Genomic DNA, 25466 nt, shown 5'->3' with positions numbered 1-25466 from the left:
CAAGGAGCGATTCGGCCGGTGGCAAACATTTTAGCAATTGATGATGAAAAAGATATTCTCGTTCTGATCAGAAACATTTTACAGCGTGATCAGCATACAGTAACGATTCTGGAAAAAGCGGAGGATCAGTCATTGGATTTTTTTCAAGGCTATGATTTGATTCTTCTTGATGTCATGATGCCCGGAACGGACGGGATTGAACTCTGCCGGCGGATTCGGCCGCTGGTGGACAGCCCGATCCTGTTTTTAACGGCAAAGTCTGACGAAGAATCCATTGTGAAAGGCCTCATGACAGGCGCTGATGATTACATCACAAAGCCGTTCGGCGTACAGGAATTGATGGCAAGGGTAAACGCGCATGTCAGAAGGGAACGGCGGGAAAAGCATCAGACGAAACGGCTGATATCAGGCTTCATGTTTGATTTTGAGAATAAAGAAGTATGGATTGATGACCGGAAACTGCCTCTTACGAAAAACGAATATAAAATCGTTGAATGTTTGGCACAGCATAAAAACAGAACATTCTCACGGGAGCAGATTTACGAGGAAGTGTACGGCTTGGACGGCGATGCGCTCTATTCAACCATTACGGAGTTTATCAGAACCATCCGGAAAAAATGTAAAGAACACGGGGCTGATCCGATCAAAACGGTGTGGGGTGTCGGATACAAATGGGAATAGCAAAAGGAAAATCCAGCATCCGCAAAGAGCTTGTCAAATTTACGATCACACTGTGTCTGAGCACGATGGGGGTGGCGGCATTATGTGTCGCCTTAAATGCCATTGCCATGAATGCCGGAGCGATCCTGCCCGCAAACTACAGCGAGCATGAGGCGGAACAGATCAAACCCCGCCTGAAATCAACGGAAAAGATAACCGAAGACATGATCCCCGCAGGTATGACATACGCTGTTTTTGATAAAAAAACAAAGCGGATGACAAAAGGAACGATGACGGAACAAGATGCGGCCAACGCCAGAAAAAAGATTCAGCATCAGCCGTATTTTAATTATGCACAAAAAGGATTCATGGTGATAAATCGGAAAGATGAATATGGCGTTCTCCAATATTCACTTAGGTCGGAATTTCAGTCGCCGCTGTTAAGGCGCTATCTGCCGAATTATGAATGGACGGGTCTTACGATTCTGATCACTTTGCTTCTTTTGACCGTTTTTATCGTGACGACGCGTTTCGCCAATCAGCTGAGACGGCATTTCAGCACACTCAGCTCCATTACGGCAAGCATTCAAAAACAGAATTTAAATATCAATCCAAAAAGGTCGCGCATAAAGGAATTTGACGATGTCATTGACTCTCTGCTGAAAATGAAAGACGCGCTTCAGGCATCTCTGGCGGCGCAATGGGAGGCGGAGCGGATAAAGAAAGAACAAATCGGCGCGCTTGCGCATGATATTAAAATTCCGGCAACGATCATTAAAGGAAATGCCGAGCTGCTTCAGTTAACAGAGCCTGATGAGGAGCAGGCGGAATATGCGCAGTATATTCTGGATGCCGGAAACAAAATCGAGCATTATGTCGGACAGCTGATCCAGCTTTCTAAAGCGGAGGAGGCAGTTGCCGTTCATGTGGAATATACCGACCTCAAAGAGTGGATTCAAAACATATATCGTGACGCGGCGGCGCTTGCGGGGCCGAAACAGATTGATCTCGTCCTCAGCGAACGGGGAATTGACCGAATTGAAGCGCCGATCGATCATGAGCTGCTCCACAGGGCGGTCATGAATATCGCGGCAAATGCCGTCGACTATACGCCGGAAGGAGGGGAAATCCGTGTGGACGTCCTGTGCACCGATTCCGCCCTCCATCTCGCCGTATCCGACAGCGGAAGCGGGTTCTCGCCGGAAGCGCTGAAAAGAGCGACACAGCTTTTTTACACGGAGGATAAAAGCAGACATTCGGCGGGGCATCACGGCATGGGGCTTACATTCGCCCATCATGTCGTACATCTTCACCACGGCGAATTAATACTTGAAAATCAGGAGTCTGGAGGAGCCCGGGCGGAGATTCGAATTCCGCTGGAAGGCGTCAGACAAAAACAAGCCCTGCACGCCTGAGGGCTTGTTCTTCTGTTTAAGAAAAGCAAAAATAAAAACGGCTGTCCGTTTGAGAGATCAGCCGCTTATGCGGAAAAGAGTTTATCAGGAAGGATCAATCCATGTTGAAGACCACTTGGAAATTTCCTCTAAAATAGGGGCTAATGCGCAGCCTTTTTCCGTTAAAGAATACTCAATGCGGACAGGCGTTTCGGGGATAACATCCCGTTTGATGACACCTTCTGTTTCAAGTTCTTTCAGACGTTCTGACAAGACTCTTCCGCTTAAATTCGGAAGCGCCGCTTCAATTTCGCTAAATCGCTGCTGTCCGTTCAATAACTGAAAGACGATTAGAGCCACCCAGCGTTTACTTAGGATGTCGACCGCTTTTTCGAATCTGGGGCACATTTCTGATTGGTTCATGCTTTTTCACCTCGTCTTCTGCTATTATACCGCAAAATCGGAGGGAACGTACGTCTGGCGCTTGTTAAGTTGAGGAGAGGATCAAAAAGAGGATGAGGAATCCGGGGAGCGCTTTTTCGCTTCAGCCGCGATAAAATCAAAGTATTTGCTGACGCTTTCAATATCTTCTTTTGTGAAGTGCTGCCACTTTTTGCTGTCAAACAGCGGCAGATGCTCCGCGCCTCTGTCAACGGCGGTCTGATAGATGGCGCAGATGGATTGATAGCTTTCGGAGGTTTCGCGGATTTCTTCCTGAAATGCCTTGATGTGTCCGGCCCGCGCCATTAACTCCTCGTACGGAATCTTTAATGTGTCCGCCAATTTTCGGATGGTCGCGGGTTTAGGAATGCCGCGGTGCCCGTTTTCAATTCTGGAAATGGTCGCCGAGCTGACGCCGGAATAGACGGCAAGCTGATTGACGGTAAGCTTCCGGGCGCGGCGCAGCTCTCTTAATTGCTTTCCGAATGTGTTCAATAAGATCGCCTCACATGTGCAAAGTCATGAGTCTTCATTTGTTCTTTTTTTGGCTTCAGCCGATAAGAACGCAAAGTATTTATCAAGCAGAACCAAGTCTTCTTTCGACAGGTGCCGCCAGTTCTCCCGCTCCAACAGGGATAAATCATGCAGCTCAAACGTTTCGGCTTTTTCCAGCAAGGTGCAGCCCGTGTCGTACGGGGCTCTCGTTTCCTGAACGGTCTCTATGTATCCCGCCGTCTGCATCAGTTCCTCATACGGGATTTTTAACGCATCTGCGAGCTTTTTAATGGTTGCAGGTTTCGGCACCCCGCGTTTGCCGTTTTCAATCCGCGAGATTCCCGCGGCGCTGACGCCTGAATACGTTGCCAGCTGATTCACTGTCAGATGCCTTTTTTCCCGCAATGTCCGCAATTGTTTCCCGAAGCTTTCCACAGTCTTTCCCCCTCCCGCGGTCTATTTATATTCTAGTATGTTTATTGACTAAAGGGAATAGCCAGGCTGGAAAAGTATTGACAAAAGTTAACAAAAGCCGTATCTTATGTATAAGAAAGAAAGTATTTGACAGAACGGAAGGTGAAGAAAGTGGTCGAAAAGATACAGATCAGAAGAGATTATGTGCTGCAGTATATGGTCAATAATGACTACTCGTTAAACCAGCTCGCCCTGGAGATCGGAATATCTCCCGCCACACTGAGCCGTGTACTGAATGGAGAGCGGAGGCCGGGCCAGCTGGTCATCGGAAAAATGCTCTATTACTTTGACATGAAATTTGAAGATCTTTTTTACTACGACTTTGTTGACAAAAGTCAATGATGATGGAAGATTCAAACGCATTTCCGTTTTTCTGACATGATGTGCACCGATACGGCGTGACATGCCTTTGTTTTTCATGTAAAATAGAAGCAATGTAGGCCAGTCAGTCTGGAGGTGTATGGGATGCACACATTATTGATTACCTTATTGGTCATCGTCAGTATTGCACTTATTATTGTCGTATTGCTTCAAACCAGCAAAAGCGCCGGTTTATCGGGTGCAATTTCAGGCGGGGCGGAGCAGCTTTTCGGAAAACAGAAAGCAAGGGGCCTTGATCTGATTCTTCACCGCACAACCGTTGTGCTGGCAGTCTTGTTTTTCGTGTTGACGATTTCGCTGGCGTATATCGTATAAGGCAATGTTTGTATAAGGTCTGATTTAATATCAGGCCTTTTTCTTGTTGAGAGACGGCGTTTGTTTCTCGCAAAACTGTGGAAAACTAAATTGAATGTGCAAAAAAGGGGTTATGAGCATGAAAATTGTGACACCAAAACCATTTACATTTAAAGGCGGAGACAAAGCGGTGCTTCTGCTGCACGGATTTACGGGAAATACGGCAGACGTCAGAATGCTCGGCCGCTACTTGAATGAGCGCGGCTACACTTGTCACGCGCCTCAATATAAAGGGCACGGCGTTCCGCCGGAAGAACTGGTACATACGGGGCCTGAAGATTGGTGGAAAGACGTCATGGACGGTTATGAATATTTACGGTCTGAAGGCTATGAAAACATTGCGGCCTGCGGACTGTCGCTTGGCGGGGTTTTTTCATTGAAATTGGGTTACACTGTACCCATAAAGGGAATTGTTCCTATGTGTGCGCCGATGCACATTAAAAGTGAAGAGGTTATGTACGAAGGAGTTCTTTCCTACGCGCGCAATTATAAAAAATTCGAAGGAAAACAGCCGGAGCAGATTGAAAAGGAAATGAAGGAGTTTGAAAAAACACCGATGAATACGCTCAAATCGCTTCAGGAGCTGATTGCCGATGTGCGCAAAAACGTCGACATGATCTATTCCCCGACATTTGTGGTTCAGGCACGGCATGACCATATGATTAATACAGAAAGTGCGAACATCATTTACAACGAGGTGGAAACGGACGACAAACAGCTGAAATGGTATGAAGAATCAGGTCATGTCATTACGCTCGATAAAGAACGGGACCTCGTTCATCAGGATGTGTACGAATTTTTAGAGAAACTCGATTGGTAACAAACAGGAGGTCGAATAATGGAAAAAGAAGCGTTTATGGACCGTCTTCTCTCGTTTATGAAGGAAGAGGCGTACAAGCCCCTTACCGTTCAGGAACTCGAGGAGATGCTGAACATCACGGAAGCAGATGAATTTAAAGAGCTGGTAAAAGCGCTGGTGGCGCTCGAGGAGACGGGACAGATCGTCCGCACCAGAAGCAACCGCTACGGGCTTCCGGAAAAAATGAATTTAGTAAAAGGAAAAATTTCCGCGCATGCAAAGGGATTCGCGTTTCTATTGCCGGAGGATACCTCTTTAAGCGACGTGTTTATTCCGCCGAATGAGCTGAATACGGCCATGAACGGCGATATCGTCATGGTGCGGCTCAATTCCCAGTCAAGCGGATCGAGACAGGAAGGCACGGTCATCCGCATCTTGGAAAGAAGCATCGACCGCGTCGTGGGCACATACACAGAAACGAAAAGCTTCGGCTTTGTCATCCCGGATGATAAGAAAATCACGAGTGATATTTTTATTCCGAAACATGCCAATAACGGCGCTGCGGAAGGCCATAAAGTCGTCGTCAAACTGACAAGCTACCCTGAAGGCAGAATGAACGCCGAAGGAGAAATCGTTGAAATACTCGGCCATAAAAATGATCCGGGCATCGATATTTTATCCATCATCCATAAGCACGGCCTGCCGGGAGATTTTCCGGCTGAAGCGATGGAGCAGGCAACAAGCACGCCCGATACCATCGATGAAAAAGACATCAAAGACCGCCGTGATCTCCGCGATCAGGTCATTGTCACCATTGACGGCGCGGATGCGAAGGATCTGGATGACGCCGTCACCGTGACAAAGCTTGATAACGGCAGCTACAAGCTCGGCGTCCATATTGCGGACGTCAGCCATTACGTCACGGAGAATTCCCCGATTGACAAAGAAGCGCTGGATAGAGGGACAAGCGTGTACTTGGTTGACCGGGTCATTCCGATGATTCCGCACAGACTGTCTAACGGAATCTGTTCTTTAAATCCGAAGGTCGACCGGCTGACGCTTTCCTGCGAAATGACAATCAACCAGCAGGGCCAGGTGACAGAGCACGAGATCTTCCAAAGCGTCATTAAAACGACGGAAAGAATGACCTATTCAGATGTCAACCAGATCCTCACAGAAGACGACGCCGAGCTGAAAGAAAGATATGAGCCGCTCGTCCCGATGTTTAAAGACATGGAACGTCTGGCGGAAATTCTCCGGGCGAAACGGATGGACCGCGGCGCCGTGGATTTTGATTTCAAAGAGGCGAAAGTGCTCGTCGATGAGGAAGGCGCCGTTAAAGACGTCGTCATCAGAGAGCGCTCAGTAGCGGAAAAGCTGATTGAAGAATTCATGCTTGTCGCAAACGAAACGGTGGCCGAGCACTTCCATTGGATGAACGTGCCGTTTATTTACCGGATTCACGAAGAGCCGAACGCCGAAAAACTGCAAAAGTTCCTGGAGTTCGTCACGACATTCGGTTATATCGTCAAAGGAAAAGCCGGAGACATTCATCCGCGCGCGCTGCAAAGCATTCTTGATGAAGTGCGGGATCGTCCGGAAGAAACGGTGATTTCAACCGTCATGCTCCGTTCCATGAAGCAGGCGAAATACGACCCGCAAAGCCTGGGCCATTTCGGGCTGGCGACTGAATTTTATACGCACTTCACATCGCCGATCCGCCGCTATCCTGACTTAATCGTTCACAGGCTGATCAGAACGTATTTGATCAACGGACAATCGGACGAAGCGACTCAAGAAAAGTGGGCCGAACGCCTTCCGGAAATCGCTGACCATACGTCAACGATGGAACGTCGCGCCGTTGATGCAGAGCGGGAAACGGACGATCTGAAAAAAGCGGAATATATGCTTGATAAAATCGGCGAGGAATTTGACGGCATGATCAGTTCCGTCACGAATTTCGGAATGTTTGTCGAGCTGCCGAATACGATTGAAGGGCTTGTGCACGTCAGCTTTATGACGGATGATTATTACCGTTTTGACGAGCAGCATTTCGCCATGATCGGCGAACGCACGGGCAACGTTTACCGGATCGGAGATGAAATCACGGTCAAAGTCGTCGACGTCAATAAAGATGAGAGAAACATCGACTTTGAGATTGTCGGCATGAAAGGCACCCGCCGTCCGAGAGAAACGACAGGCGACCGCAGAAAACGCGGCAGACCGGCGCGGAAACGCGTGTTAAACAGCAATACCCCGGCTTCACCGCCGAAATCGGAGGAAAAAGGGGAATGGTTTACAAAACCGAAGAAGAAAAAGAAAAAACGCGGTTTCCAAAACGCGCCGAAACAAAAACGCAAAAAGAAGAAGTAAATGAGAAAAGCAAATGGGGCAAAATGCTCTGTTTGCTTTCTTTCGCAAGCCGCATTTTCATTGTCGCGGAACGCTCCATTTGCTAAAATAAAGCGTATCGCACACATGAACGGTTTTTGCGGAGAGAGGAGGAGAAGGCATGCCAAAAGGATCAGGCAAAGTATTATCGCAAAACAAAAAAGCAAACCATGATTACTTTATAGAAGAAACCTATGAAACAGGCATCGTGCTGCAGGGAACAGAGATTAAGTCCATCCGCGCCGGCCGCGTAAACATGAAGGATTCCTTTGCGAAAATCGAGCGCGGCGAAGTGTTCCTCCACAACATGCACATCAGCCCGTACGAGCAGGGAAACCGCTATAACCACGACCCGCTCCGGACGAGAAAGCTTTTGATGCACCGGAAAGAAATCAATAAGCTGATCGGTCTGACGAAAGAGAAAGGCTATTCCCTCGTGCCGCTGAAGCTGTATTTGAAAAACGGCTTTGCCAAAGTGTTAATCGGCCTCGGAAAAGGGAAGAAAACATACGATAAACGCGAAGATTTAAAACGAAAAGACGCCAAAAGAGAAATCGAAAGAGCGTTCAGAGACAGACAAAAAGGCTTCTGATGCCTGAGCCTTGATGTGATAACTGCCGTATGCTATACTGTTCACATATCAGATTCACAGGCTGTTTATTGAAGACATTCCCAATTGAATTTGCCTGTGATCATGGTATAATAACAGTACAGCCAGTTGAGCAAGAGCTTGATAGATCTCCCGTATACCCTTAACAAGGGGACGTTACGGATTCGACAGGGATGGATCGAGCTTGAGCTGCGAGCCGAGAGGCGATCTCGTTAACACGCACCTAAATATAACTGGCAAAACTAAAAGTTTTAACCAAAACTTAGCACTAGCTGCCTAATAAACGCAGCGAGCTCTTCCTGACATTGCCTATGTGTCCGTGAAGAGCACATCCAAGTAGGCTACGCTTGCGTTCCCGTCTGAGAACGTAAGAAGAGACTGACAGACTAGCTCTCGGAAGGCCCGCCCGCAGGCACGAAGACGAGTGAAACACGAAATATGCAGGCTACGCTCGTAGACGCTTAAGTAATCGATGTTTCTGGACGTGGGTTCGACTCCCACCGTCTCCATACATAACAGAGGAACCGCAGTGCCGTCACTTGACCGCACTGCGGTTTTTTCATGCCGAAATAAAGGAGTCCATTTGAATGATAGTCGTCATCATAGACGGAAAAGATGTTACAAGCACAGAAGCTTTACACCGAATCTTAAAAGATCAATTAGATTTCCCGGACTTTTATGGTGAAAATCTGAATGCCTTATGGGATTGTCTGACAGGCTGGATCGAACTTCCGCTGACTTTGGTGTGGAAGAATTTTGACATCAGTCAGAAGGAATTGGGTTCGGATGCTGATGATGTCTTGGAGCTGTTTCAAGAGGCTCAAGAAGAGTTAGGGAATCGGTTTGTCATTCAAATCGATCAGCCGTCAGCTGGGACAACGGACAGGCACTAAAAAGTGCGTACTTCCCCTCATCCATTTTTCTATCCGATAATAGGGACGGAGGGTTTCAGGCTTTCGATTTCAGTCCATATATAAGAAGAGACTTGCGATAGGGAGGAATGGATGATGGATTTGCAGTTGAAAGGGAAGACGGCGCTTGTGACGGGATCTACGTCAGGCATCGGGAAGGCGATTGCGGCTTCGCTGATTGCAGAAGGTGCGGCCGTGATCATTAACGGCCGCCGTGAAGAAAAGGTGAACGAAACGATCCGGGAACTAGAGAAACAGACGCCGGATGCCCGTCTCTATCCGGCCGCATTTGATTTAGGCACGGCGGAAGGATGCGGGGCGATTTTTCAGCAGTATCCGGATGTGGATATTCTCGTCAACAATTTAGGAATCTTTGAACCTGCGGAATACTTTGATATTCCTGACGAAGAGTGGCTCCGGTTTTTCGAGGTGAATATCATGAGCGGCGTGAGGCTGACACGCCGGTATGCAAAGCGGATGATTGAACGGAAGGAAGGGCGGGTTATTTTTATCGCGAGTGAAGCGGCCGTCATGCCTTCTCAGGAAATGGCCCACTACAGCGCCACGAAAACGACGCAGCTGTCGTTGTCACGCAGTCTGGCCGAGCTCACGGAAGGGACGAATGTGACGGTGAATACGGTCATGCCGGGCTCCACGAAAACAGAGGGCGTCGAAACGATGCTTGAGTCGCTTTATCCCGGTGAAAACCTGACCGCGGCGGAGGCGGAGAGACGATTTATGAAGGAAAATCGTCCGACGTCGATCATTCAGCGATTGATCCGTCCGGAAGAAATCGCCCACTTTGTCGCCTTTTTAAGCAGCCCGCTGTCGTCTGCCATTAACGGATCTGCATTGCGGATCGACGGCGGCTTGGTGCGGAGCATTATATAAGATGAACGTACAAAAACCCCCGTAAAGCGGGGGTTTTTTTAATGTGGATCACGCTGAAACCGGCTGATGATCCTGCTGATTAAATCTTTTGTGGCGGAGTCAAAATGCTCTTCTTTTTGGTTTGTCAACAGCCCGACCGGCGGTGAAATTGTTAAGTTATGGATCGGAATGACCTTCGTGCCCTCGATCGGTTCTGAATGCGCCGTCGCCGTAAAGATTGAGACGCCGATATTTTCCCTGACATAGTATTGGTGAGCCATGCTGCTGGTCAGCTCCATTTTTCGATAGCGGCTGCCGATGGACCGCTGCAGGTGCTGTTCAATTTGAATCCGGATCGGGCAATTGGCGGGCGTAAAAATCAGGCATTCATTTTCTAAATCCTCGAGATTGACGCTTGCTTTGGCGGCAAGGGGATGTCTGTCTGACACGATGACATTGAGCGAGTCATGAAAAAACGGATCGAAATAATTCTCCAGAATCAGCTCCGGCTCGCCGCATACGGCAAAATCAATGGCGCCTTCCAGCAGTTTGCGGCTGCATGTATTGGCGTCATCCACGCTGACATTGACCGACATGTCCGGATAATCATTTAAGAAACCCCGCAGTACGGCAGGGAAGATCAGGCTTGCCGTCGGTTCGGATATGCCGATCTGAATAAGGCCGGCCTGCCCCTGTCTGATATCGGCCAGAGTATGGTCAAGCACCTCGTATTGCGCGAGAAGCTGCCCGGCCCGCTCATGAAACAGCCGCCCCGCCCTTGTCAGCTTCAGCTTCTTTCCCCGTTCAAACAGCTGCGCGCCTACATCCTGTTCCAGCTGTTTAATCCGCATTGAAATCGTCGGCTGTGAGTAGTTCAGAATTTCGGCGGCTTTATAAAAGCTGCCTGACTGTACGATCGTATGAAACGTTTTAATGGTGCGTAATTCCAACGAAATCCCCTCCCGGCTGTTCATTAATTTTCTTGAACCTTTCCTTTACTTTTTTTGATTAGTCAAATAAATCAGTTTGCTTTATAGTATAAACAATCAAAGCTTAGTAAACAAATTGGAATTATATATTTTTGCGGGGAGAGTGACCGGAATGAGTGAAGACATATTTCGATTGGCTGAGAAAAAGGATGCGCCGGAGTTTTTAGAGCTGCTGTACAGCGCGTTTCAGCCGATCCGCAATTTGGAGATTGACTGGCCGTCGGCGCGGGCCGACATCGATATGGTAACAGAAAATATTGAAAATCATTCAGCCGTCGTGCTCGAACGGGACGGACGGATTCTTTCAACCATTACGATCCGTTTTCCGTGGGAGAGTGACACGCCTCCGTCAAAATATCCGTTCGTCTGGTGGTTTGCAACGCTTCCTGAGCTGAAGGGGCAGGGCATCGGCAGCAAACTTTTGACTTATGTGGAGGAACACGTGCTGCGGGATACGCTGAAGGCCCCGGCCATCACGCTCGGCACTTCGGCGCGCAAGCATCCCTGGCTTGTAGATATGTACAGACGGAGGGGGTATGAAGTGTATTTTGAGCAGGAGAAAGACGGAGACATCGGAGTCATGATGAGAAAGGTGCTCATATCGGAGCGGTTTGACGCGTCGCTGTTAGGCACACCGAGCTGGGCGCAATGATAAAAAAACGGATCAGAGCCGGCTGTCTGCTTCTGCTGCTCGGCGTGCTGGCCGGGTGCGGGCAAGGAGAAAGCACAAAAGCGGAAAGCGGCGTGCAGACCGTCATTGTCGGCACGGGAACTGATTTTCCGAACATTGCTTTTATGGATGAAAAAGGCGAGCTGACCGGCTATGACATTGAAGTGATGAAAGCCATTGATGAACAGCTGCCGCAATACAAATTTGTCTTTAAGACGATGGATTTTTCGAATCTGCTTACAAGTCTAGGAAACCGGAAAATTGATGTGATCGCGCATAATATGGCGAAAAATAAGGAACGGGAGAAACGCTTTTTGTATCACAAGATCCCATATAACTACTCGCCGATGTACCTCACGGTGAAGGCGGATAATGACGCGATACACACGCTCCGGGATTTAAAAGGGAAAACCGTCATCGTCGGCGCGACGTCAAACGCGGCGGATTATATGACGGCATACAACAAAACCCACGGCAGCCCGATACATTTGAAATACGCCGGGCAGGGCGGCAATGATACAGCAAACCAAATAGAGACGGGACGCGCTGACGCCACCGTATCCACGCCGTTTGCCGTCGATTTTCAAAATAAGACGCACGCGTTCAAACAAAAAACGGTCGGTGATGTGCTACTGGATACCGAGGTGTATTTTATGTTCAATAAAAACAGCCAAACCCTGGCGGACGATACGGATCGGGCGATTCAAAAGCTTGAGAAGGACGGCACATTGAAAAGGCTGAGTGAAAAATGGCTCGGCGCGGATTATTCAAAATCAAGTTTCACTAATAATTGAAGCAGAAAACGGGGCGATCACATGAAAATAAGACTGGCGGTCATGTCATTAACAATTGCTGCAACGGCGGCGTTATCAGCCTGCGGCGCGGGCGGGGAGGCGGCATCAGGCAATCAGAAAAACGTGAAGAACATTACGGTCGGCACGGGAACTAAATTTCCGAATATTTGCTTTATTGATGATAAAGGCAAATTGACGGGATACGACGTTGAGCTGGTGAAAGAGCTTGACAGGCGCCTGCCGGACTATCGTTTCACTTTTAAAACGATGGATTTCTCCAACCTGCTTGTCAGCCTCGGCCAGCATAAAGTCGATATCGTAGCCCATCAAATGGAGAAAAGCGCCGAACGGGAGAAAAAATTTCTGTTCAATCAAGTCGCGTATAACAACTTCCCGCTGAAAATCACGGTGCTTCAAGAAAACGGGAACATTCACGGCATTGAGGACTTGAAAGGGAAGCGGGTCATTACGAGTCCGACGTCAAACGGCGCGCTTGTGCTGAAAAAATGGAATGAAAAACACGGCAGTCCGTTTGAAATCGCTTATGCGGGCCAAGGCTCCAACGATGCGGCCAATCAGCTGAAATCCGGCCGCGCCGATGCGACGATTTCTACGCCGTTTGCCGTCGATTTCCAAAACAAAACGAGCGCGATCAAAGAAAAAACGGTCGGCGGGGTGCTGTCAAATGCCAAAGTGTTCTTTATGTTTAACAAAAATGAACAAACGCTGAGCGATGACATTGATAAAGCCCTGCAGGAAATCATTGATGACGGCACGCTTAAAAAGCTGAGTGAAAAGTGGCTCGGCGCGGATTATTCAAAGGAGCAATATTAAGTGAAAAAGAGAGGGATCGGCAATGGAAAAAGCGTTTGATATCAGTATGATCGCGTCTTTTGTGCCGACATTGCTCGGGTATTTGTCCGTCACGCTCTATATACTGGCGGTGTCTCTGCTGTTCGGCTTTCTATTGGGGCTGCTTTTGGCGCTGCCCCGCATCTATCGCATTCCCGTTTTGAATCAGTTTGCGAAGCTGTATATCTCTTTTTTCAGAGGAACGCCCATCATGGTGCAGCTGTTCATTGTATTTTACGGCATTCCGGCGCTCACGGCGCTCGCCGGGATTGATACCTCCAAAATGGACCCTTTGTATGCGGCCATCGCCACGTATGCGCTGAGCAGCGCGGCAAGAGCGGCCGAAATCATCAGGGGAGGTGTGAACAGCGTCGACCGCGGGCAGGCGGAGGCGGCTTTCAGCATCGGGCTGAACGGGGGGCAGACATTCCGGCGCATCATTCTGCCGCAGGCGCTTGTGCAGGCCTTTCCCAACATCGGAAATATGGTGATCGGTTTCTTAAAAGATACATCACTCGCTTTTTCGATCGGGGTGATGGATATGTCGGGCAGAGGACAGACCTTGATTACATCGAGCAATCATTCTTTAGAAGTGTATATCTCGCTTTCTGTTCTGTATTATGCGGCCGCCCTTTTATTTGAATGTGTCTTCAGATGGGCCGAAAAACGAATCAAGAAAGATGAGACGCGCCTTGTGACGGTTTTTGACATGAGCGCGCACGGCTGAAAAGGAGGGAGAACAGTGGAGCTGGACATTCCATTTATCGGCACTGCGATCAAACAAATGATGAAAACCGTTCCGCTTACATTGGCGATGACGGTCATTCCGATTATTGCCGGATTTTTCATAGCTCTCGGCAATATCACGGTGCGTATATTCCGCATCAAATGGCTGCTGGCCTGCTCAGCGTTTTACGTGTCTTTTTTCCGCAGCACCCCGGCGATTCTCCATATTATGCTGATTTATTTAGGGGTTCCGCTGATTGCCGATCAATTCAGCCGCGCGTTTCATCTCGGCTGGTCGGCCAATCAGATTCCGGTCGCCGTGTTTGTCATCATGGCACTGTCATTAACGGCAGGCGCTTATATGACGGAAATTCTCCGTTCCGGGATCATGGCCGTCGATACGGGGCAGGCGGAGGCGGCATATTCAATCGGCCTGACGCGGGGCCAGATGATTCGGCGCGTGGTTCTGCCGCAGGCGTTCATGATATCGCTGCCGAACTTCACCAATATAGGCATCGGCTTTTTGCATACCACTTCCATCGCGGCAATTGTTGCGGTGCCTGAAATTACAGGAACGGCGACGATTGCGGCATCCGATAACTATGCATTTCTGGAAGCATTTATCGGGGCTGCCGTGATTTATTGGGGATTAACGCTGATTCTCGAAGCTGTAAACAGTCTGGCGGAAAAAAGGGCAGCCAGATATCAAGGAGGCGCATTATGATCGAAATCCGAAACATTCAGAAACATTTTGGCAGTCATCACGTGCTAAAGGGCATCAATTTAAGTGTCCGGAAAGGAGAAGTCGTGACCATCATCGGCCCGAGCGGTTCCGGGAAAACCACTTTTCTGCGCTGCCTTAATTTACTTGAGCGGCCGGATGAAGGCGCCATTTCGCTGCACGGTGAAGTCATTAACTGCAAAAAGCCTGCCAAAAAAGACATTCTCAGACTGAGGAAACAGACGGCGATGGTTTTTCAGCAATATCATTTGTTTTCGCATAAAACGGCGATTCAAAATGTTATGGAAGGCCTGACGATCGCAAGGAAAATGAAAAAAACAGATGCGTACGCCATTGCCGAGCGGGAACTGGCCAAGGTGGGGCTTCAGGATAAATTGCACGCCTATCCGAATCAGCTGTCGGGAGGACAAAAGCAGCGGGTCGGAATTGCCCGGGCGCTTGCCATTCATCCTGATGTGATGCTGTTTGATGAACCGACCGCAGCCCTCGATCCGGAGCTTGTCGGCGAAGTGCTCGAGGTGATGCTTAACATTGTGCGGACCGGCGCCACCATGATCATTGTTACTCATGAAATGGAATTCGCCAGAAGAGTGTCCGACCGAATTGTGTTTATGGATGAAGGAGCAATCGTGGAACAAGGAACGCCTGAGGAAGTCTTTTACAAGACGAAAAAAGAAAGAACGAAGAAGTTCCTCCGCCGCGTGCTGCCTGATTACGGTTATGACATAAAAGAGCGCATAAAGGAGCCTGTCGTATGATTCGTTTAAGCATTTTAGACCAAAGTGTCACCGCGGAAAACCAAACCGCAGAAGAAGCCTTGCGGCAAACGGTGAAATTGGCTCAGGAGGCCGAACAATACGGATATGACCGTTTCTGGGCGGCGGAGCATCATAACAATGAAGAGATAGCGGGATCAGCGCCGGAAATTGTTCTGGGGTATCTTGCCGCAAGCACGAAAAAAATCCGTCTCGCATCCGGCGGGGTGATGCTGCAGCATTACAGTCCTTATAAAGTGGCGGAGCAGTTCCGGGTTCTGTCCGCTCTTGCTCCCGGCCGTGTGGCGCTTGGTGTCGGCAAAGCGCCCGGCGGATTTCAGCTGTCAACCGATGCGCTGCAGCGGGAGCTTATCCAGCCCGCCCGTTTATTTGAAGAAAAGCTTGAGGAGCTGACTCATTTCATCCGAAATGATTTTCCGGACTCGCACCGCTACGCGTCATTGCGGCCGGCGCCGCATACTGAGTATGCGCCTGACCTCTTTTTGCTCGGCGGCAGCGCGGAAAGCGCGATATCCGCGGCCAAACTCGGCATTTCCTTCGTTTTCGCCTATTTCATAAACGGTGAAGAGGCTGCGTTAGAAAAAGCGCGCCACGCCTTTGACGAGCATCTGCCGAAAGGATCGAAGGCGGAATTTCACCTTGCGCCGATGGTCTTTACCGCGCATACAAAAGCAGAAGCGGAAAAACACGTCGTATCGCGTGAGTCGGTCAAAATCATTCTCGAAGACGGCAAAAAGGTGAATGTCGGTTCCCGGGAACAAGCGGAAGCGTTTCTTGAACAAGTCACGCAGCCGTATAAGCTGATTACACAAAAGACGGGTGTGATTGCCGGGACAAAAGAAGAGACTGCCGCCGAGCTGCGACGATTATCCGTTCAATACAGCATTACTGATTTTGTGATTTTGTCGCCTGTCAAAAACGCTGAGGAAAAACGATTGTCTTACCGGCTGTTAAGCGAAGCGGTACAGCCGGCCCCACAATTGTAGGAGGGATGAACATGAGTCATGAAGTAAACGTAGTGGTCTGGAGCAAACAGGGCTGCTCCTATTGCGATGAAGTGAAAGGATATTTGCGGGAAAAAGCCGTTGCATACGAAACAATTGATGTGACAGAGCGGGACAAATTGCGTGACGTGCTGCAGACGAAGTACGGCATCCGTCATGTTCCCGTCGTTGAAATCGGCAGCGGTGACAGCCGTGTGTATCAGGCCGTTACTCGAGTCGGCATTGAACATGTAGAACGGGCGCTTGCCGATTACGAGGGGAAAAAGGGGGAGAGAAAATGAGCCGGACGGATCTTATTCAATTCGGAGCCATGATTCACGGTGTCGGCGGCACAACGGACGGCTGGCGTCATCCCGACGCCGATCCGACAGCAAGCACGAATGCGGCGTTTTACAGGCAAAAAGCGCAGACTGCTGAAAGAGGGCTGTTCAGCTTTGCTTTTATTGCGGACGGCTTGTTCATTTCTGAAAAGTCCATCCCGCATTTCTTAAATCGGTTTGAGCCGATCACTATTTTATCGGCGCTTGCCGCCTCTACAACCCATCTTGGTTTAATCGGCACATTTTCCACATCGTTCATTGAGCCGTTCACCATCGCAAGACAGCTGATGTCTCTTGACCATATCAGCGGCGGCCGGGCGGGCTGGAATCTCGTCACCTCTCCGCAGGCGGGAGCCGCGCGCAATCACAGCAAAGAAAGCCTTCCCGACCACAGCCGGCGCTATGCCATCGCCCAGGAACATGTGGACGTGGTGCGCGGTCTGTGGAATTCCTGGGAAGAAGATGCCTTCGTCCGCAACAAAGAAACCGGGCAGTTTTTTGACCCTGACAAACTGCATCGCCTGTATCACAAAGGCGAGTATTTTCAAGTGGAGGGTCCGCTGAATATCGGCCGGTCCAAACAGGGAGAGCCGGTCGTTTTCCAAGCGGGGTCTTCAGAAACCGGCCGGTCGTTTGCCGCGAGGAATGCAGATGCAGTCTTTACGCACTCCAATTCACTTGAGGAAACGAAGGCTTTTTATGATGATGTGAAGAAGCGGGCGGCGGATTACGGCCGGGACGCTACCAAGCTGCGGATCTTTCCGGGAATCAGTCCGATTATAGCCGGCTCACAAGAAGAAGCGGAAGCGAAATACCAAGAATTCGCCGAGCTGATTCCGATAGAGAACGCCGTTAAGTATGTGGCTAGATTTTTTGACGATTATGATCTGAGCCAGTTTCCATTGGATGAGCCGTTTCCTGATTTGGGCGACGTCGGGAAAAACGCGTTTCAAAGCACGACAGACCGTATCAAAAGAGAGGCGAAAGCCCGGAATCTTACGCTGCGTCAAGTGGCGCGCGAAGCCGCGTTTCCGCGAACCAACTTTATCGGGACACCGGAACGTGTGGCGTCATTAATTGAAACATGGTTTCAGCGGGAAGCGGCGGACGGGTTTATCATTCACTCTGACATCCCGGGCATGCTTGAAGCCTTTGTGGATCAAGTCATACCGATCCTCCAGGAAAAGGGACTGTACCGAAAAAGCTATCCGGCCGATACACTGCGGGGGAATCTCGGGTTGGATATCCCGGTCTGTAAATCAAATCCGATTTTGAGCAGAAACTAAATGTTTCTGCTTTTTCTGCTGCTTGCCATTCCCGTCATTGCACCCTTTTCAAAAAAATACACTGATTTCGAGATATTATTGTTGCGAAAAGATTTTTTTGTAACTATAATTATTACAGAACTGATCAGTATAAAAAGACATTCATATTTCATAATAAATGTGTGTGTAATTTGAAAACGAAAGGGCTGTTTACAATGGCAAAAGTACTTTATATCACTGCTCATCCTCATGATGAAAAGACATCTTACAGTATGGCGACAGGAAAAGCGTTTATCGATTCTTATAAAGAATCAAACCCGAATGATGAGGTTGTACATATCGACCTTTACAAAGAAAACATTCCTCATATCGACGCGGATGTATTCAGCGGCTGGGGAAAACTTCAATCCGGCACAGGTTTTGAAGAGCTTTCTGAAAACGAAAAAGCGAAAGTCAGCCGTCTGAACGAGCTGAGCGATCAATTCGCGTCAGCTGACAAATACGTATTCGTCACACCGCTTTGGAACTTCTCATTCCCGCCTGTTATGAAAGCGTATCTTGATTCTGTGGCTGTAGCCGGAAAATCATTTAAATATACAGAGCAAGGCCCGATCGGTCTGTTGACTGACAAAAAAGCGCTCCACATTCAGGCGCGCGGAGGCTATTACTCTGAAGGGCCGGCGGCTGACATGGAAATGGGCCACCGTTACATCGGCATCATGATGAACTTCTTCGGCGTTCCTTCTTTTGACGGTTTAATCGTTGAAGGCCATAATGCTGAACCGAATAAAGCACAGCAAATTAAAGAAGATGCGATTGCCCGCGCGAAAGAAGCCGGAAAATCATTCTGATCTTAAAAAAACCTCCCCGCCGTACGGTTGGAAGGTTTTTCATATTAAAGGGCAATCGTCCGTTTTTGTTTGCTGCTTTTCATTGCGGCTTCAATGACACGGATGACATCGATGCCTTCTTTTGCCGTAACGGGAAGCGGTTTTCCGTTTAAGATGCTGTCTGCCAGCAGTTTGTAGTACGTAAGGTAAGAGCCGTTCTCAGAGGGGATTGTTTCTGTATGCCTTTTCTCATCCGCTGCGATTGTCAGCTCTCCGAAGTTGTCAGGATCATCGGCGCCCCAGCTGTCGTCAATCGGCTTTTTGCCCGCTGAAAGCGCATCTTCCTGTCCATCCATTCCGTATTTGATAAAGCTTGCATTCCGTCCGTGAATCTGATAGCGCGGGCCGCTTGCCGCATTCATGGAGCCGGATTGAAGAATGACCTGAAGTTTGCCGTAATGGAGCGCGGCCAGAAAATTATCAACGGTTTCACTGTTGTCCCGCTGTTTCATCACATGTGCGGTGACGGATTCCGGCATTCCGAAAAGCAGAAGTGTCTGGTCAATAATATGTGAACCGAGATCATACAGCGTTCCCGTGGCGGGTCCGTTCTTTTCGCGCCATTTTTCCTGTACAACCGGGTTGTATAGATCGTAGCTGACTTGATATGTATGAATGTCTTGAAGCGCCCCGTCCCGAATCAGCTTTTGTATTGTTAAAAAGTCATTGTCCCAGCGCCGGTTGTGGTACACGCTCAGCAAGACGCCTTTATCTTCAGCCGTTCTTCTCAGCTCCTCCGCTTCTGCTGAAGTCGCCGTCATCGGTTTTTCCACGACGGTGTGTTTTCCCGCCAGGAGACATTTCATCGCTGATTCATAATGCATTCCGCTCGGTGTCGTGACGATGACGAGATCAATGTCAGGATCACCGGTAATGTCTTCAATCGCGCGCACGGCTTCAGCCCCCGGCAGATCACGTTTGACCTCATCCGTTCTGGACGTCATGACTTTTTTGATCTGATAATCATCAAGGACGTCCAAAAGCGGCGCATGAAAGACTTTACCCGACAAACCATATCCCAATATGCCAACTTGTATCGTTTTCAATGAGTTTCCCCCTCTTGATAAGTGATAACATTATATACCCCGCGGGTGTACTGGTAAAACTTGTGTGTTGAAAATTTTTTACACCGGATTTTCAATTCTGTATAATGAAGATAACGAAGAAAAAAACCGAGGTGGAAAATGGACAAACATACCGAGCATCAATCGTTAAATCATAAAAGCGCCAAGGAAAAAGACCAGATCCTGAACCGGCTGAAACGGATTGAAGGCCAAGTCAGGGGCATTCAGAATATGGTGGATAACGAACGATACTGCGTGGATATTCTCGTGCAGATTTCAGCCGTACAGGCGGCCATGCAGAAAGTCGCGTTTCATCTGCTGGAAGATCACGCCCATCACTGCGTAGCCGGCGCCATTGAGAGCGGAAACGGGGAGCAGGCGATTGCCGAGCTGCTTGATGTTGTGAAAAAAATCGCAAAATCGTAAAATAAAATGTTTTGAAATACCCTACAGGGGTATGGTAACATAAAGAAGAAAAAACAAGACGTGGAGGGAATCATCATGGAACAAAAAACACTGCAAGTCGAAGGCATGTCATGTCAGCACTGCGTCAAAGCAGTAGAGACCGGAGTAGGAGAACTGAACGGAGTGACGGCGGTTCAGGTGAAATTGGAAGCCGGACAGGTGGATGTGACGTTTGATGAGAACAAAGTCTCCGTATCAGATATAAAAGACGCGATTGAAGATCAAGGTTATGACGTCGTATAGGATTTATCGCGCTGCGGAAACGGGCGCGGTTTTCTTTTATCATACTTATACCCCCATGGGGTTTATGAAGAGAGATGAGGACATTGAGTGAACCGAAAGAAATGACCATTCAAGTGGGGGGCATGACATGCGCCGCCTGCGCTTCTAGAATTGAAAAAGGGCTGAAACGGATGGACGGCGTCAATGACGCTTCCGTCAATCTTGCGCTTGAGACCTCAAATATTTCCTATCAGCCTGACAAAATCGAAGCTGGCGCCATAAAGGATAAAATTGAAAAACTCGGCTACCATGTTGTGACGGAAAAAGCCGAGTTTCAGATTGAAGGCATGACGTGCGCCGCTTGCGCCAATCGGATTGAAAAGCGCCTGAACAAAACAGAGGGCGTTGTGGGCGCGCCGGTGAATTTCGCCCTTGAAACAGTCACCGTTGAATACAATCCGAAAGAGGTGACACCGAAAGAACTGAAAGAGACCGTGGCAAAACTCGGCTACAGATTAGACGAGAAGCAAGCGGTTGATGGAGATGGCGGATTATCCCAAAAGGAGAAAGAGCAGCGAAAACAGCTGATCAGGCTGATATTTTCTGCAGTTCTCTCCTTTCCGCTTCTATGGTCGATGGTCAGCCATTTTTCTTTTACTTCTTTTATCTGGATGCCGGATATCCTGATGAATCCGTGGCTGCAATTCGCGCTTGCCACCCCGGTGCAGCTCGTCATCGGCTGGCCTTTTTATATGGGAGCGTATAAGGCGCTGAGAAACAAAAGCACCAATATGGATGTTCTCGTTGCGCTCGGAACGACGGCCGCTTACGCATACAGCCTGTACATGACGATTGCGTCTCTCGGACGAGACGGACATGTAGAGGGGCTTTATTATGAAACGAGCGCCATTTTGCTGACTTTGATTTTGCTTGGAAAGCTTTTAGAGATGAAAGCGAAAGGCCGCTCATCAGAAGCGATTAAAAAGTTAATGAAGCTTTTGGCGAAGACGGCGGCGGTTGAGCGGGAAGGGAAGGTACAGGTGATTCCGATTGACGAGGTCCGGACGGGAGATATCGTATATGTGAAACCGGGAGAACGCGTCCCTGTCGATGGCGAAGTGATTGAAGGCCATTCCGCGATTGATGAATCGATGATTACGGGAGAGAGCATGCCTGTCGATAAGTCTCCCGGAAGCACCGTCACCGGGGCGACGATCAATGCAAACGGTTTTCTCAAAATCAAAGCGGTGAATGTCGGGAAAGATACCGCGCTTGCACACATTATTAAAATCGTGGAAGAAGCCCAAGGATCAAAAGCCCCCATTCAGCGGCTCGCAGATCACATTTCAGGCATTTTCGTCCCGATTGTGATGGGGCTGGCCGTGCTGACTTTTCTCATTTGGTATGTATGGGTCGCGCCGGGACAGTTTTCTGAAGCGATCGGCAAATTCATCGCCGTGCTTGTCATTGCCTGTCCGTGCGCACTCGGGCTTGCCACTCCGACGAGCATTATGGCGGGCTCCGGCCGCGCAGCTGAATTCGGCATTCTTTTTAAAGGCGGAGAGCATTTAGAAAAAACACAGCGTCTGACGACAATCGTACTGGATAAAACAGGAACGGTGACAAACGGCAGACCGGTTCTGACAGATGCCGTACCGGCAGCGGGAATGAACGAAGAGGAACTCCTGCGGCTGGCGGCGGCCGCCGAAACGGGATCAGAGCACCCGCTCGGAGAAGCCATCGTGTCAGGAGCCGAAAAACGGGGGATTGCCATCCCGAAAATCACCCGGTTCCAAGCCCGGATCGGTTCCGGAATATACGCCGAGGCTGACGGCAGAACGATTCTAGCCGGATCAAGACGGCTGATGGAATCGGAACACATCGAACATGAGGCGCTGCTTCCGCACATGGCCCGCTTGGAGGCGGAAGGAAAAACGGTGATGCTTATTGCGGCAGACGGCAAAGCGGCGGGGCTTATCGCAGTCGCCGATACAATCAAAGACACATCTCCGGCCGCGGTGAAACGCCTGAATGATATGGGGCTTGACGTCATCATGATGACCGGTGACAACAAAAAGACCGCGGAAGCCATTGCAAAAGCCGCGGGCATCGGCAGCGTGATCGCCGAAGTGCTTCCCGAACAAAAGGCGGCGGAAATTTCCCGGCTGCAAAAAGAAGGCCGGCGCGTGGCGATGGTCGGTGACGGCATCAATGATGCTCCGGCGCTGGCTGTGGCTGATATCGGAATGGCCATCGGCACCGGCACAGATATCGCAATGGAAGCGGCGGATATTACGCTGATCCGCGGTGACCTGAACGGCATTGCCGACGCCATCGGCATGAGCAGGCTGACCATGAGAAACATCAAGCAGAATTTAGGCTGGGCATTGGGATACAACAGCATCGGCATTCCGATTGCGGCGGCCGGCTTTCTGGCCCCGTGGGTGGCAGGCGCTGCCATGGCGTTCAGCTCAGTATCGGTCGTCCTTAATGCTTTGCGTTTACAGAAGGTGAAACAAGACAAAATGGGCTGATGCCTGTTTTGTCTTTTTTATTGACACTTTATTCAAAGCCTGCATATAATAGAGAAAACACATATATGAGTATATGTTCATATATATAAATTCGTTTAGCTGTATTGATGTTATGGGAATCCTATTACGGAAAGTAGGGTGAGTCGAAAATGAAATCAGCCAAAGGTGAATTTGTATTAGACGGACTTGATTGCAGCAACTGTGCAAAAAAAATAGAAAACGGCGTAAAAGCCATTGACGGCATAGACGGCTGTGCTGTCAATTTTGCGGCAAGCACCATCACGGTCTCAGCCGGCGGCAAAAACGAGCAATGGATGAAAGATGAGGTTGCGAAAAAAGTAAAGTCCATTGATCCTCATGTGACCGTTCGTTCGAAGCACGAAGACAAACCCGGCGAGGATGAATACCGCGAAAAGCTGCAGCTGATGTTAGTGAGATTGGCAGCGGGAGCCGTTTTGGCCGTCATCGCTTACTTCGCACACACGGGCGCCGTCCTTGAGTTTCTGCTCTTTTTTGCTTCATATTTGATTATCGGCGGCGATATCGTAGCCAGAGCGGGAAAAAACATTGTCCGCGGCCAGGTATTTGATGAGCATTTTCTGATGGCGCTTGCCACGATCGGCGCATTTATGATTCATCAGTATCCGGAAGGCGTCGCGGTCATGCTGTTCTACCAAATCGGTGAACTGTTTCAGGGAGCGGCCGTCAGCCGATCCAGAAAATCGATCAGCGCGTTATTGGACATCCGTCCTGAGTACGCCAATGTGAAAACGGAAAACGGCATGACTGCCGTTCCGCCGCAGGACGTCAAAGTCGGACAGGTCATCGTCGTGAATCCCGGAGAACGGATTCCGTTGGACGGAAAGGTGCTGAGCGGTTCTTCGATGGTTGATACATCCGCTTTAACGGGCGAATCCGTGCCAAGAAAAGCGGAGCCGGGGCAAGATGTGATGGCCGGATTTATGAATCAGAACGGCGTGCTTCATATTGAAACCTCTAAAGGATATGAAGACTCTGCCGTGTCAAAAATATTGGATCTGGTCGAAAATGCGGCCGGACGCAAAGCGAAAACGGAAAACTTTATTACGAAGTTTGCCAAGTATTATACACCGGCCGTTGTCATTGTTGCGGTGCTTCTCGCCTTTTTACCGCCGCTTCTCGTGCCTTCAGCCGCGCTATCCGACTGGGTGTACCGCGCGCTGATTTTCCTTGTGATTTCTTGTCCGTGCGCACTCGTCGTCTCCATTCCGCTCGGGTTTTTCGGCGGTATCGGAGCTGCGTCTAAAGCAGGGGTGCTCGTGAAAGGAAGCAACTATTTAGAAGCGCTCAATCAGGTGGCATACGCCGTGTTTGATAAAACGGGAACCTTAACGAAAGGCAATTTCGCCGTTACTGATATCAGACCGGCGGCGGGGTTTACGAAAGACAGCCTGCTTCATGCGGCCGCGCTTGCAGAAGCCCATTCCAATCATCCGATTGCTTCTTCCATCCGTGAAACTTACAATCAACCGCTCTCGGCTGAGGAGATTGAAGAATATGAAGAAATACCCGGACACGGCATTCGGGTGAAAACCGGCGGATCAACGATTTTAGCCGGAAATCAAAAACTGATGGCAAAAGAACAAATCGCTTCCGGCACAGCTGAAAACAACGGAACCGTCGTCTATGTCGCCGTTGATCAGCAGTATGCGGGGGCGATCGTGATCGCCGATGAAATCAAAGAGGACGCCAAACAGGCCATTGCCAATTTAAAAGCGCTCGGCGTGAAGCGGACAGTGATGCTGACGGGTGATTCAAAGCAGACCGGAGAAGCTGTCGGCCGAGAGCTCGGTATTGATGATGTGTACACAGAGCTTTTGCCGGGTGACAAGGTAGACCGCGTCGAAGAACTTGAAGCGGCGCTTGCACCGAATGAAAAACTGATGTTTGTCGGCGATGGGATTAATGATACGCCTGTGCTTGCCAGAGCTGACATCGGAGCTGCCATGGGGGCTCTCGGCTCTGATGCCGCCGTCGAAGCGGCCGATGTCGTCCTGATGACAGACCAGCCGTCAAAAGCAGCCGAAGCCATCCGGATTGCACGCCGCACACGCCGGATCGTCTGGCAGAACATCGGATTTGCTTTAGGCGTAAAAATGATTTTTCTCCTGCTTGGCGCATTCGGATTCGCCACCATGTGGGAAGCGGTCTTTTCAGATGTCGGCGTCACGCTGATCGCTGTTGCCAACGCGATGCGCGTCATGAGAGTGAAAGCGGAATAATTGTCAAAGATAATTCGTTTTTCAGGGTTTTCTTAAACAAGGTTGTCTTGGTAAAATAGAGAAGCGGGCCATCCGGCATCCGCTTCTTTTTTATTTTAAAAACAATGAGGTG

28 protein-coding genes and 1 other RNA gene are annotated in these 25466 nt (G+C 49.5%); 24 read left to right on the top strand and 5 right to left on the bottom strand.

All coding sequences use genetic code 11. The annotated features are described in order from the left end of the window. Nucleotides 1-18 precede the first annotated feature (18 nt). Nucleotides 19-681, top strand: coding sequence for a response regulator transcription factor (locus NYE42_RS16870; RefSeq protein WP_327942153.1), 663 nt, complete (start codon nucleotides 19-21; stop codon nucleotides 679-681). Beyond that, nucleotides 672-2075 (top strand): HAMP domain-containing sensor histidine kinase, encoded by a 1404-nt coding sequence (locus NYE42_RS16865; protein WP_039253819.1) that lies wholly within the window; start codon nucleotides 672-674, stop codon nucleotides 2073-2075. Before NYE42_RS16870 ends, NYE42_RS16865 begins: the two co-directional genes overlap by 10 nt. Before the next feature lie 84 nt (nucleotides 2076-2159). On the opposite strand, the gene NYE42_RS16860 is transcribed toward NYE42_RS16865, so the two are convergent. The 3 genes from NYE42_RS16860 to NYE42_RS16850 all read right to left on the bottom strand — a co-directional run bounded on the left by NYE42_RS16860 (nucleotide 2160) and on the right by NYE42_RS16850 (nucleotide 3425). Next, a complete protein-coding gene (locus NYE42_RS16860) occupies nucleotides 2160-2477 on the bottom strand; it encodes a winged helix-turn-helix transcriptional regulator (RefSeq protein WP_003151672.1) in 318 nt (105 codons plus the stop codon). Nucleotides 2478-2558: 81 nt separating this feature from the next. Next, nucleotides 2559-2990, bottom strand: coding sequence for a helix-turn-helix transcriptional regulator (locus NYE42_RS16855; RefSeq protein WP_003151674.1), 432 nt, complete (start codon nucleotides 2988-2990; stop codon nucleotides 2559-2561). A gap of 24 nt (nucleotides 2991-3014) precedes the next feature. Beyond that, nucleotides 3015-3425 carry a helix-turn-helix transcriptional regulator gene (locus NYE42_RS16850; RefSeq protein ID WP_039253821.1) on the bottom strand — a complete coding sequence of 137 codons (411 nt, stop codon included), beginning with the start codon at nucleotides 3423-3425 and terminating at the stop codon, nucleotides 3015-3017. A gap of 195 nt (nucleotides 3426-3620) precedes the next feature. Here NYE42_RS16850 and NYE42_RS16845 point away from each other — a divergent pair, with 195 nt between their 5' ends. The 8 genes from NYE42_RS16845 (at nucleotide 3621) to NYE42_RS16810 (ending at nucleotide 9801) form a co-directional block, all read left to right on the top strand. Further along, nucleotides 3621-3806 carry a helix-turn-helix transcriptional regulator gene (locus tag NYE42_RS16845; RefSeq protein WP_087920807.1) on the top strand — a complete coding sequence of 62 codons (186 nt, stop codon included), beginning with the start codon at nucleotides 3621-3623 and terminating at the stop codon, nucleotides 3804-3806. 123 nt (nucleotides 3807-3929) lie between these two features. Continuing rightward, nucleotides 3930-4160, top strand: a complete 231-nt coding sequence (gene secG, locus NYE42_RS16840) for a preprotein translocase subunit SecG (RefSeq protein WP_003151681.1) — start codon at nucleotides 3930-3932, stop codon at nucleotides 4158-4160. 118 nt (nucleotides 4161-4278) lie between these two features. Then, the gene (locus NYE42_RS16835; RefSeq protein ID WP_007409986.1) at nucleotides 4279-5019 is read left to right on the top strand and encodes a carboxylesterase; all 741 of its coding nucleotides are present in this window, start codon (nucleotides 4279-4281) and stop codon (nucleotides 5017-5019) included. Nucleotides 5020-5037: 18 nt separating this feature from the next. After that, nucleotides 5038-7371 carry a ribonuclease R gene (gene rnr, locus NYE42_RS16830; RefSeq protein ID WP_352426604.1) on the top strand — a complete coding sequence of 778 codons (2334 nt, stop codon included), beginning with the start codon at nucleotides 5038-5040 and terminating at the stop codon, nucleotides 7369-7371. A gap of 139 nt (nucleotides 7372-7510) precedes the next feature. Beyond that, on the top strand, nucleotides 7511-7981 hold the full coding sequence (gene smpB / locus NYE42_RS16825; protein WP_003151688.1) for an SsrA-binding protein: 471 nt from the start codon (nucleotides 7511-7513) through the stop codon (nucleotides 7979-7981). A 167-nt stretch (nucleotides 7982-8148) separates the two neighbouring features. After that, nucleotides 8149-8511: a transfer-messenger RNA gene (ssrA, locus tag NYE42_RS16820) on the top strand. A 75-nt stretch (nucleotides 8512-8586) separates the two neighbouring features. Further along, nucleotides 8587-8892 carry a barstar family protein gene (locus NYE42_RS16815; protein ID WP_144463900.1) on the top strand — a complete coding sequence of 102 codons (306 nt, stop codon included), beginning with the start codon at nucleotides 8587-8589 and terminating at the stop codon, nucleotides 8890-8892. A gap of 114 nt (nucleotides 8893-9006) precedes the next feature. Then, nucleotides 9007-9801 carry an SDR family oxidoreductase gene (locus tag NYE42_RS16810; RefSeq protein WP_015418226.1) on the top strand — a complete coding sequence of 265 codons (795 nt, stop codon included), beginning with the start codon at nucleotides 9007-9009 and terminating at the stop codon, nucleotides 9799-9801. Nucleotides 9802-9839: 38 nt separating this feature from the next. Here the strand turns inward: NYE42_RS16810 and NYE42_RS16805 are convergent, their stop codons facing one another. Further along, nucleotides 9840-10730, bottom strand: a complete 891-nt coding sequence (locus tag NYE42_RS16805) for a LysR family transcriptional regulator (RefSeq protein ID WP_032867938.1) — start codon at nucleotides 10728-10730, stop codon at nucleotides 9840-9842. Between the two features lie 151 nt (nucleotides 10731-10881). Between NYE42_RS16805 and NYE42_RS16800 the strand changes: the two genes are divergently transcribed. From NYE42_RS16800 to NYE42_RS16755, 10 genes are all read left to right on the top strand, one after another. After that, nucleotides 10882-11421 (top strand): GNAT family N-acetyltransferase, encoded by a 540-nt coding sequence (locus tag NYE42_RS16800; RefSeq protein ID WP_039253835.1) that lies wholly within the window; start codon nucleotides 10882-10884, stop codon nucleotides 11419-11421. Further along, complete coding sequence (locus tag NYE42_RS16795; protein WP_352426603.1) at nucleotides 11418-12233, top strand: amino acid ABC transporter substrate-binding protein; 816 nt, start codon at nucleotides 11418-11420, stop codon at nucleotides 12231-12233. Before NYE42_RS16800 ends, NYE42_RS16795 begins: the two co-directional genes overlap by 4 nt. A 21-nt stretch (nucleotides 12234-12254) precedes the next feature. Next, entirely contained in the window at nucleotides 12255-13067 is an 813-nt protein-coding gene (locus NYE42_RS16790; protein ID WP_352426602.1) for an amino acid ABC transporter substrate-binding protein, read from the top strand. Nucleotides 13068-13089: 22 nt separating this feature from the next. After that, complete coding sequence (locus NYE42_RS16785; RefSeq protein ID WP_352426601.1) at nucleotides 13090-13812, top strand: amino acid ABC transporter permease; 723 nt, start codon at nucleotides 13090-13092, stop codon at nucleotides 13810-13812. Between the two features lie 15 nt (nucleotides 13813-13827). Further along, the gene (locus NYE42_RS16780; RefSeq protein ID WP_020956345.1) at nucleotides 13828-14535 is read left to right on the top strand and encodes an amino acid ABC transporter permease; all 708 of its coding nucleotides are present in this window, start codon (nucleotides 13828-13830) and stop codon (nucleotides 14533-14535) included. Then, on the top strand, nucleotides 14532-15311 hold the full coding sequence (locus tag NYE42_RS16775; protein WP_015418222.1) for an amino acid ABC transporter ATP-binding protein: 780 nt from the start codon (nucleotides 14532-14534) through the stop codon (nucleotides 15309-15311). Before NYE42_RS16780 ends, NYE42_RS16775 begins: the two co-directional genes overlap by 4 nt. After that, entirely contained in the window at nucleotides 15308-16315 is a 1008-nt protein-coding gene (locus NYE42_RS16770) for an LLM class flavin-dependent oxidoreductase (RefSeq protein ID WP_352426600.1), read from the top strand. The genes NYE42_RS16775 and NYE42_RS16770 overlap by 4 nt, the downstream gene beginning before the upstream one ends. An 11-nt stretch (nucleotides 16316-16326) precedes the next feature. Beyond that, entirely contained in the window at nucleotides 16327-16614 is a 288-nt protein-coding gene (locus tag NYE42_RS16765) for a glutaredoxin family protein (RefSeq protein WP_352426599.1), read from the top strand. After that, complete coding sequence (locus tag NYE42_RS16760; protein WP_352426598.1) at nucleotides 16611-17939, top strand: LLM class flavin-dependent oxidoreductase; 1329 nt, start codon at nucleotides 16611-16613, stop codon at nucleotides 17937-17939. The genes NYE42_RS16765 and NYE42_RS16760 overlap by 4 nt, the downstream gene beginning before the upstream one ends. A 194-nt stretch (nucleotides 17940-18133) precedes the next feature. Next, a complete protein-coding gene (locus NYE42_RS16755; protein ID WP_053574150.1) occupies nucleotides 18134-18769 on the top strand; it encodes an FMN-dependent NADH-azoreductase in 636 nt (211 codons plus the stop codon). 44 nt (nucleotides 18770-18813) lie between these two features. On the opposite strand, the gene NYE42_RS16750 is transcribed toward NYE42_RS16755, so the two are convergent. Further along, nucleotides 18814-19854, bottom strand: coding sequence for an oxidoreductase (locus tag NYE42_RS16750; protein WP_338683749.1), 1041 nt, complete (start codon nucleotides 19852-19854; stop codon nucleotides 18814-18816). A 138-nt stretch (nucleotides 19855-19992) separates the two neighbouring features. Here NYE42_RS16750 and csoR point away from each other — a divergent pair, with 138 nt between their 5' ends. The 4 genes from csoR to NYE42_RS16730 all read left to right on the top strand — a co-directional run bounded on the left by csoR (nucleotide 19993) and on the right by NYE42_RS16730 (nucleotide 25354). Next, entirely contained in the window at nucleotides 19993-20298 is a 306-nt protein-coding gene (gene csoR / locus NYE42_RS16745; RefSeq protein WP_003151723.1) for a copper-sensing transcriptional repressor CsoR, read from the top strand. Between the two features lie 75 nt (nucleotides 20299-20373). Next, the gene (gene copZ / locus NYE42_RS16740) at nucleotides 20374-20580 is read left to right on the top strand and encodes a copper chaperone CopZ (protein ID WP_015240581.1); all 207 of its coding nucleotides are present in this window, start codon (nucleotides 20374-20376) and stop codon (nucleotides 20578-20580) included. Nucleotides 20581-20663: 83 nt separating this feature from the next. Then, complete coding sequence (locus tag NYE42_RS16735; RefSeq protein WP_352426597.1) at nucleotides 20664-23093, top strand: heavy metal translocating P-type ATPase; 2430 nt, start codon at nucleotides 20664-20666, stop codon at nucleotides 23091-23093. Between the two features lie 149 nt (nucleotides 23094-23242). After that, a complete protein-coding gene (locus NYE42_RS16730; RefSeq protein WP_352426596.1) occupies nucleotides 23243-25354 on the top strand; it encodes a heavy metal translocating P-type ATPase in 2112 nt (703 codons plus the stop codon). Nucleotides 25355-25466: the final 112 nt, after the last annotated feature.

This window comes from Bacillus sp. FSL K6-2865, assembly GCF_040311405.1.
Lineage (GTDB): Bacteria > Bacillota > Bacilli > Bacillales > Bacillaceae > Bacillus > Bacillus velezensis.
The sequence above is the reverse complement of the archived record's forward strand: the minus strand, read 5'-3'. Positions and strand labels throughout refer to the sequence as shown.

Bases quoted from the DNA above. Each gene is read 5' to 3' on its own strand.
- NYE42_RS16785 (WP_352426601.1), top strand. From the start codon at position 13,090: ATGGAAAAAGCGTTTGATATCAGTATGATCGCGTCTTTTGTGCCGACA.
- NYE42_RS16835 (WP_007409986.1), top strand. From the start codon at position 4,279: ATGAAAATTGTGACACCAAAACCATTTACATTTAAAGGCGGAGACAAA.
- NYE42_RS16790 (WP_352426602.1), top strand. From the start codon at position 12,255: ATGAAAATAAGACTGGCGGTCATGTCATTAACAATTGCTGCAACGGCG.
- NYE42_RS16865 (WP_039253819.1), top strand. From the start codon at position 672: ATGGGAATAGCAAAAGGAAAATCCAGCATCCGCAAAGAGCTTGTCAAA.
- NYE42_RS16815 (WP_144463900.1), top strand. From the start codon at position 8,587: ATGATAGTCGTCATCATAGACGGAAAAGATGTTACAAGCACAGAAGCT.
- NYE42_RS16845 (WP_087920807.1), top strand. From the start codon at position 3,621: ATGGTCAATAATGACTACTCGTTAAACCAGCTCGCCCTGGAGATCGGA.
- NYE42_RS16770 (WP_352426600.1), top strand. From the start codon at position 15,308: ATGATTCGTTTAAGCATTTTAGACCAAAGTGTCACCGCGGAAAACCAA.
- NYE42_RS16760 (WP_352426598.1), top strand. From the start codon at position 16,611: ATGAGCCGGACGGATCTTATTCAATTCGGAGCCATGATTCACGGTGTC.
- smpB (WP_003151688.1), top strand. From the start codon at position 7,511: ATGCCAAAAGGATCAGGCAAAGTATTATCGCAAAACAAAAAAGCAAAC.
- rnr (WP_352426604.1), top strand. From the start codon at position 5,038: ATGGAAAAAGAAGCGTTTATGGACCGTCTTCTCTCGTTTATGAAGGAA.
- NYE42_RS16810 (WP_015418226.1), top strand. From the start codon at position 9,007: ATGGATTTGCAGTTGAAAGGGAAGACGGCGCTTGTGACGGGATCTACG.
- NYE42_RS16795 (WP_352426603.1), top strand. From the start codon at position 11,418: ATGATAAAAAAACGGATCAGAGCCGGCTGTCTGCTTCTGCTGCTCGGC.
- NYE42_RS16730 (WP_352426596.1), top strand. From the start codon at position 23,243: ATGAAATCAGCCAAAGGTGAATTTGTATTAGACGGACTTGATTGCAGC.
- NYE42_RS16860 (WP_003151672.1), bottom strand. From the start codon at position 2,477: ATGAACCAATCAGAAATGTGCCCCAGATTCGAAAAAGCGGTCGACATC.
- NYE42_RS16775 (WP_015418222.1), top strand. From the start codon at position 14,532: ATGATCGAAATCCGAAACATTCAGAAACATTTTGGCAGTCATCACGTG.
- NYE42_RS16765 (WP_352426599.1), top strand. From the start codon at position 16,327: ATGAGTCATGAAGTAAACGTAGTGGTCTGGAGCAAACAGGGCTGCTCC.
- NYE42_RS16755 (WP_053574150.1), top strand. From the start codon at position 18,134: ATGGCAAAAGTACTTTATATCACTGCTCATCCTCATGATGAAAAGACA.
- copZ (WP_015240581.1), top strand. From the start codon at position 20,374: ATGGAACAAAAAACACTGCAAGTCGAAGGCATGTCATGTCAGCACTGC.
- NYE42_RS16800 (WP_039253835.1), top strand. From the start codon at position 10,882: ATGAGTGAAGACATATTTCGATTGGCTGAGAAAAAGGATGCGCCGGAG.
- secG (WP_003151681.1), top strand. From the start codon at position 3,930: ATGCACACATTATTGATTACCTTATTGGTCATCGTCAGTATTGCACTT.
- csoR (WP_003151723.1), top strand. From the start codon at position 19,993: ATGGACAAACATACCGAGCATCAATCGTTAAATCATAAAAGCGCCAAG.